The 6,239-nt window shown below is 70.9% G+C and carries 6 protein-coding genes and 1 pseudogene; 1 reads left to right on the top strand and 6 read right to left on the bottom strand.

The window, feature by feature from the left end; all coding sequences use genetic code 11:
* The 4 genes and pseudogenes from AC1DOC_RS15005 to AC1DOC_RS14990 form a co-directional block, all read right to left on the bottom strand.
* Positions 1-224, bottom strand: a pseudogene (locus AC1DOC_RS15005) (DUF1254 domain-containing protein); the annotation flags it as partial.
* A 50-nt stretch (positions 225-274) separates the two neighbouring features.
* Positions 275-1,276: a Bug family tripartite tricarboxylate transporter substrate binding protein gene (locus AC1DOC_RS15000; RefSeq protein ID WP_412511942.1), complete on the bottom strand. Its 1,002-nt coding sequence runs from the start codon at positions 1,274-1,276 to the stop codon at positions 275-277.
* A gap of 25 nt (positions 1,277-1,301) precedes the next feature.
* Positions 1,302-3,413, bottom strand: coding sequence for an acetate--CoA ligase family protein (locus AC1DOC_RS14995; protein ID WP_412512171.1), 2,112 nt, complete (start codon positions 3,411-3,413; stop codon positions 1,302-1,304).
* Between the two features lie 14 nt (positions 3,414-3,427).
* Entirely contained in the window at positions 3,428-4,489 is a 1,062-nt protein-coding gene (locus AC1DOC_RS14990) for a porin (protein WP_478130012.1), read from the bottom strand.
* Between the two features lie 203 nt (positions 4,490-4,692).
* On the opposite strand from AC1DOC_RS14990, the gene AC1DOC_RS14985 reads away from it, so the two are divergent.
* Positions 4,693-5,385 carry a Crp/Fnr family transcriptional regulator gene (locus tag AC1DOC_RS14985; RefSeq protein WP_278881301.1) on the top strand — a complete coding sequence of 231 codons (693 nt, stop codon included), beginning with the start codon at positions 4,693-4,695 and terminating at the stop codon, positions 5,383-5,385.
* Positions 5,386-5,401: 16 nt separating this feature from the next.
* Here AC1DOC_RS14985 and AC1DOC_RS14980 read toward each other — a convergent pair whose 3' ends face one another.
* Positions 5,402-5,992, bottom strand: coding sequence for a YdeI/OmpD-associated family protein (locus AC1DOC_RS14980; protein WP_412511940.1), 591 nt, complete (start codon positions 5,990-5,992; stop codon positions 5,402-5,404).
* The coding region (locus AC1DOC_RS14975; protein ID WP_478130011.1) for a phosphatidate cytidylyltransferase at positions 5,989-6,239 on the bottom strand (251 nt) is incomplete at its 5' end. The genes AC1DOC_RS14975 and AC1DOC_RS14980, both read right to left, overlap by 4 nt.

Here is a 6,239-nt window from a genome sequence, read left to right as displayed (position 1 = left end):
TGGGTGGAGGGGCGCGGCGCATGGTGCAGCGTGTTCATCGGCGCACGCACGTCCGAGCCCGCCGAGGCGCCGCTGCGGCGTTCGGCGCGGGGCGCGGTCTGCATGGCGCAGGTGCGGTAGGTTTCGGTGAGCGGATAGCCGTAGACGAAGGCGGCCAGGCCGATGGAGCGGGCGAGCGCCTTGCGGGCAATGGCGATGTCGGGAACGGAGACGGGAGCGTTCATGGGGGAGGACCTCGGGACTGGGGTTCGAAAGGAAGATGTGGGAAGACGGTTCAATCGAGCTTCACGCCCGTGGCCTGCGTGAGCTTCAGCGTCACGGGCAGGAAGGCCTTGTAGGCCGCGACGGCTTCGGCCGGCAGGTTGCCCACGGGCTCGGCGCCGAGTTCCTCGATGCGCCGGCTCACCTCGGGCTGGCGCACCACCGCGCTGACTTCGCGGCCCAGGCGCTCGACGACGGCATCGGGCGTCTTCGCCGGCGCCATCAGCGAGGTCGGGCCGGTCATCGCGTAGACCTCGTCCGCATAGCCTTGCTCGGCAAAGGTCGGCACCTCGGGCAGCGCGCGGGCGCGCCGGGTGCCGGCCACGGCCAGCGGGCGCAGCTTGCCGGCCTTGATGTAGGGCTGCAGCGTGGTGATGGAGCCCACGGTCATCTGGATCACGCCGCCGATCAGGTCGATCGCCATCGGGCTCTCGCCCTTGTAGGGCACGTGCATCGTCTGCAGGCCGTAGGCCTTGTCCATGTACACCTGCACCTGGTGCGGCTGCGTGCCCGGGCCCCACGAGCCCATCGAATACTTGCCGGGCGCGGCCTTCACGGTGGCGATCAGGCTCTTGAAGTCGGTGGCCGGTACGGAAGGGTGCACCGCCAGCACCGTGCGCGTGGTGGCGATGTCCGACACCATGCGCAGGTCGGTGCGCGGGTCGTAGGGCAGCTTGCTGTAGAGCACCAGGTTCGCGGTGACGGGGCCCGGCACCGTGAGCAGCAGCGTGTAGCCGTCGGGCGGGCTCTTGGCGACGTAGTCGGTGCCGATGATCCCGCCCGCGCCGCTGCGGTTCTCGACCACCACCGGCTGGCCCAGCCGCTTGGACAGCCCCTCCGCCAGGAGCCGCGCGAGGATGTCGGTCGAGCCGCCCGCCTGGTACTGCACGATGATGCGCACCGGCTTGGAGGGGAAGGGCGGCTCCGCCGCCGACGCCGCGCCGCCCGCCGCGAGGGCCAGCCCGGCGCCCAGGCTGAGTGCGCGTCCAAGTCCGTTCTTCGATGTCGTGGTCATGCGATGTCTCCGGGGTTGTCGTTCGTCAGGGCGCGCGGCCGATGACCAGCGCATCGGCCGCCACACAGCCGCCCTCCGCCTGCGGCCGTGCGATCAGCGGGTTGATCTCGGCGCTGTCGAGCGAGTCGCCAGCGCGCTGTGCAAAGTCCGCGAGCGCGCACAGCGCATCGGCAATCGACGCGAGGTCCGCCGGCGGACGGCCGCGCGCGCCGTTCAGGATCGCGAAGGCGCGCAGCTCGCGCACCATGGCCAGCGCGTCGTCGCGCGTGATGGGCAGCGCGCGCAGCGACACGTCGCGCAGCGTCTCGACGTGGATGCCGCCCAGGCCGAACATCAGCACCGGGCCGAACACCGGGTCGCGGTGCACGCCCGCGATGCACTCGACGCCGCCTGCCAGCATGCGCGCCACCAGCGCGCCGTCGAGCCGCGCATCGGGCCGCGCCGTGAGCGCGTGGTTGCGCGTGCGCTCGAAGGCCGCGCGCGCCTGCGCCGCGCCGCGCAGGCCGAGCGCCACGCCGCCGACGTCCGACTTGTGCGGAATGTCGGCGCTGACGATCTTCACCACCACCGCCTCGCCGAGCGCATCGGCGGCGGCCGCGGCCTCGTCGGCGCTGCGCACCACGCGGTGCGCGACCACGGGCACGCCGGCGTCGGCCAGCAGGGCGAGTGCTTCGGGCTCGGACATCGCGCCGGGGGAGAGCGTCAACGGTTCAGCGGCTGGTGCCTCAGCCACTGCAGCAGCGGACGCAGGCTTCAGCCCCGCCAGCGCAGCGATCGTGCGGATGCCGTCCGACGGATCGGCGAACACCAGGCAGCGCATCGCCTCGAGCTCGGCGCGGCGCTCCGGCGACAGCAGCGTGCTCACCGCCAGCAGCGTGTCGGGGTACGCCTCGCGCAGCGAAGCCACGAGCGAGCGCAGCACCGGCCAGAACGCATCCGACGCACCCGCTGCCGCGAGAAAGCCCATCCACGATGCAAAGCCGCGGTCGTCCAGCATCACGCGGGCCGTGCGCTCGATCAGCGTCATGTCGTTGGTGACCTGCCCCGTGATGTCGACCGGGTTGCGCGGTGCTGCGAAGGGCACCCAGCTGCGCAGCGTGTCCTGCGCGGAATCGCCCAGCGGCTGGACATCGAGGCCCTGCGCCGAGGCCTCGTCGGCCATCAGCGCGCCGACGCCGCCCGAGAGCGTGAACAGGCCGATCGAGCGGTCGCGCGGGCGGCCCGCCACGGCCGCGCTGTGGGCCAGGTCGAAGAACTCCGTGAGGTTGCGCGCGCGCAGCACGCCGTACTGGCGGAACACGGCGTCGTACACCGCGTCGTCGCCCGCCAGCGCGGCGGTGTGCGAGGCCGCGGCCTCGGCGCCCAGCGCGGTGCGCCCGACCTTGACCATCACCACCGGCTTGCCGTTGGCCTGCGCCAGGGCCAGCGCCGCGCGCAGCCGCGGGCCGTCGCGGCAGCCTTCCATGTAGGCCATGATCACGTCGGTGCCGGGGTCCTGCGCGAGCCAGGCCAGGCAATCGGCGACCTGCACGTCGGCCTCGTTCCCGGTGGTGGCCCACAGCGACAGGCCCACGCCGCGCGCCCGCGCCATCGCGTACGCATAGGCGCCGAACGCGCCCGATTGGCTCACCAGCCCGATGCGCCCCGGCGCCACGCGGCCCACGCTGGGCGCCGGGGAGAAGGTCGCATACACATGGCGTGCGATGTTCATGAAGCCCAGGCAGTTGGGGCCGACCAGCCGCACGCCCGCGGCACGCGCCTTGTCGCCGAGCCGGGCCTGCGCCGCCGCGCCCTCGGCGCCCACTTCGGCGAAGCCCGAGGAGAACAGAACCACGCCTTTCACGCCCGCCGCGATGGCGTCGTCGAGCGCGCCGTCGACCAGCGCCGACGGCACCGCGAGGATGGTCAGGTCCACCGGCTGGCCGATGGCGCGCAGGCTCGCAAAGGCAGGCAGCTCCTGGATGCGCTCGGCGTTCGGGTTGACCGGGTAGAGCGGACCGTCGAAGCCGAAGCGGCGCTGGTAGTCGACCGGGATGCCGCCGATCTTCTGCGCGTTGGACGAGGCGCCGACCACCGCGATGGATCGCGGCGCGAACAGGGCCGACAGGGATTCGGCTTGCGAGGAGAAGAAGTCCATGGACATGGCAGCTGTCAGAAGTTGTGGCGGATGCCGGTGGCGAGCACGCGCACGTCGTTGCCGCTGTTGGGTGTGACCGCGATGGTGGCGAGCGAGGCCGAGGCGCCGTGCCGGTTCAGCAGGCGCAGCCAGCGCGCATAGAGCACCGTGCGCTTGCTCAGGTAGTAGTCGTAGCCCAGCGTCCAGGCCAGCTGCGAGCGTTCGCTCTCGGCCACCTTGCGCTGCGTGGCGCCGAAGATCAGGTTCGAGGCCGGCGTCACGTTGTAGGTGAGGCCCAGGTTGCTGAGCTTCGCGGCCGGCACGCCGGGCAGGCTCGATGCGTTGCGCACGTAGCTGGCGTACAGCTGCAGGCCGATCGACGGCAGCTCGTAGGAGCCGGTCAGCGCCTGGTAGGTCGTGGTGGCGGGCAAGGCCACGGGCGCTGCGGCCGAGCCGGAGCGCGCGCGCTGGAATGCATATGCGATGTAGTAGGGCTTGCGCGCCCAGCCGATGCTGCCGCCGTAGACGTTGCCGCTCTGGTGGCTCGGCGCGCTCGATTCGCCCGGCGCATAGGCGATGTCGGCAAAGAAGTCCATGCTGGCCGGCGTGCGGTAGCGCACCATGTTGCTGGCGCGGGCCGCGAAGGGCGTGAGGCCCGGCTGCGCGTCGGTGGCCGCCACCAGATTGATGGGCGAGAACACCGAGTTCAGGCCGTAGGGGTCGGCCTTGAACAGCGCGTRGAACATCGGCGTGTACATGCGGCCCGCATCGATCTGCCCCCACGGCGCCGAAAGGCCGACGAAGGACTGCCGGCTGAACGACATCGCGGGGCCGGGCAGCGTGCCGTTGCCGGTGTCGGGCGCAAAGCCGCTCTCGAGCGTGAAGTGCGCGCCCAGGCCGCCGCCCAGGTCTTCGGTGYCGCGAAAGCCGATGCGCGAGGCGGTCTGGCCGCCGTCTTCGAGCCGCGTGGAGGAGGCGGCGCCCGACTTGGCGTGCGCCATGTACAGGTCGACCGTGCCGTAGATGGTCACGGTGCTTTGCGCGAGCGCAAGGGCGCAGGCCGTCAGCGCGAGGCCGGCGGTGGCTGTCTTCTTCATTTGCTTTGTCTCCGGGTGTGGCTGCCGCCTGCGGGTGCAGGGCGGTGCCGCTTGTGTGCTTGTCGAGGTCCGGGGCTTACGATAGAAATGAAGACCCGCCGAATCTGTCAACGCCTTGACAGATTCGTGAACATCAAGGCAGGGAGAACCCGCTGGCCCGATCGACTGTTTCCTCCCCCCAAGACGCCGAAGAGAGCGCCGAATTGCTCGACCGCGCTCTGCGCTGGAACGAACTTTTCTCGCACTGGCCCGACGCGCTGCGCGCCGAGCTCATGAAGTCGGCGCGCCTGGTGCGCTACCGCCGCCGCACGCAGGTGCTGGCGAGCGACCGCCACAAGCGCGAGCTGCTGGCGGTGGTGTCGGGCTGCCTGGAAATCAGCAGCATGAGTTCGCAGGGGCGCAAGTACGTCAATGCGCTGCTCGGGCCCGGGCAGGTGGCGCCGCTGGTGCGCCTGCTCGCGGACGTGCCGCTGCCCTACGACTACCACGCGCACGAAGACTCGGTGATCGTCCATCTGCCCTGCGACGCCGTGATCGCGCTGCTCGATGCCGAGCCCGTGCTGTGGCGCGACGTGGCCAAGATGGCGCTGAAGCGCCAGCGGCTCAGCGTGGTGCTGCTGCAGAACCAGATGCTCAACTCGGTTCGCGGGCGCGTGGCGGCCACGCTGATGAGCGTGATCCACTTCTATGGCATGCAGGTGAAGGCGGCGGCGAGCCTGCCCGTGCGCCTGTCGCAGAACGACCTGGCGGCAATGCTCGGGCTGTCGCGCCAGACCATCAACAAGGAGCTGGGGCGGCTGGTCGCCGAAGGCGTGATCGACATGAGCTACAAGCGCATCCGCATCGTGGACCCGGACAAGCTCGCGCACATTGCGGCCGGCACCGGGCCGCAATGAACCGCGCCGGACCCGCTCAGGGATGGATCTTCTCGCCCTTGGCCAGCATTTCCACGAACTGCGCAATGCGCTTCGCCCGCGTCTCGGGCTTCTTCGCGCCCTGCGTGCGGAACAGCACCGCGTAGCGGTTGCGCGAATCGAGCGTGGCGAAGAAGGCGGCGGCCTTGGGGTTGGCGTCGAGCGCGGCCTGCAGGTCGGGTGGCACGGTGGCAATGCTCTGGGCATCGTAGGCCGCGTCCCAGCGGCCATCGGCGCGGGCACGCTCCACCTCGGCCAGGCCGGCGGGCTGCATGCGGCCCTCGTCGATCAGCTTCAGGGCCTTGTCGCGGTTGATCTTCGACCAGGTGCTGCGCGGCGTGCGCGGCGTGAAGCGCTGCAGGAAATGCTGCTCGCCGTCGCCCTTGCGCTGGCCGTCGATCCAGCCGTAGCACAGCGCCACCTCGAGCGCGGCGGGGTGGTCGATGGAGGCGATGCCGCTGGCCTTCTTGGCCATGCGGATCCACACGCCGGCCGCGGTGGCATGGTGGCGCTTGAGCCAGCGCTCCCATGCGGCGGCGCTGGTGCATTCGATGGGCGTGTCGTGCGGAACGCGCTGGCTCGTGCTCACGGCACCCACCAGTAGCGCAATGCGTGGAAGTAGATCGGCGCCGCGAAGATCACCGAGTCGAGCCGGTCGAGCATGCCGCCGTGGCCTTCGATCATCGAGCCCCAGTCCTTCACGCCGCGGTCGCGCTTGATGGCCGACATCACGAGCCCGCCGAAGAAGCCCATGAGGCAGATGGTGAGCGCCATCAGCGCGGCTTGCCAGGGGTTGAACGGCGTGGCCCAGTAGAGCGCCGCGCCCAGCGCCGTGG

Source organism: Variovorax sp. 01T439_2, assembly GCF_056398445.1.
Note: the sequence above shows the minus strand (reverse complement) of the source record. Positions and strands in the feature narration are given on the sequence as shown.

What these genes read in the sequence shown, in the direction of transcription:
- AC1DOC_RS14995 (WP_412512171.1), bottom strand. Translation starts at nt 3,413, where the DNA reads ATGGACTTCTTCTCCTCGCAAGCCGAATCCCTGTCGGCCCTGTTCGCG.
- AC1DOC_RS15000 (WP_412511942.1), bottom strand. Translation starts at nt 1,276, where the DNA reads ATGACCACGACATCGAAGAACGGACTTGGACGCGCACTCAGCCTGGGC.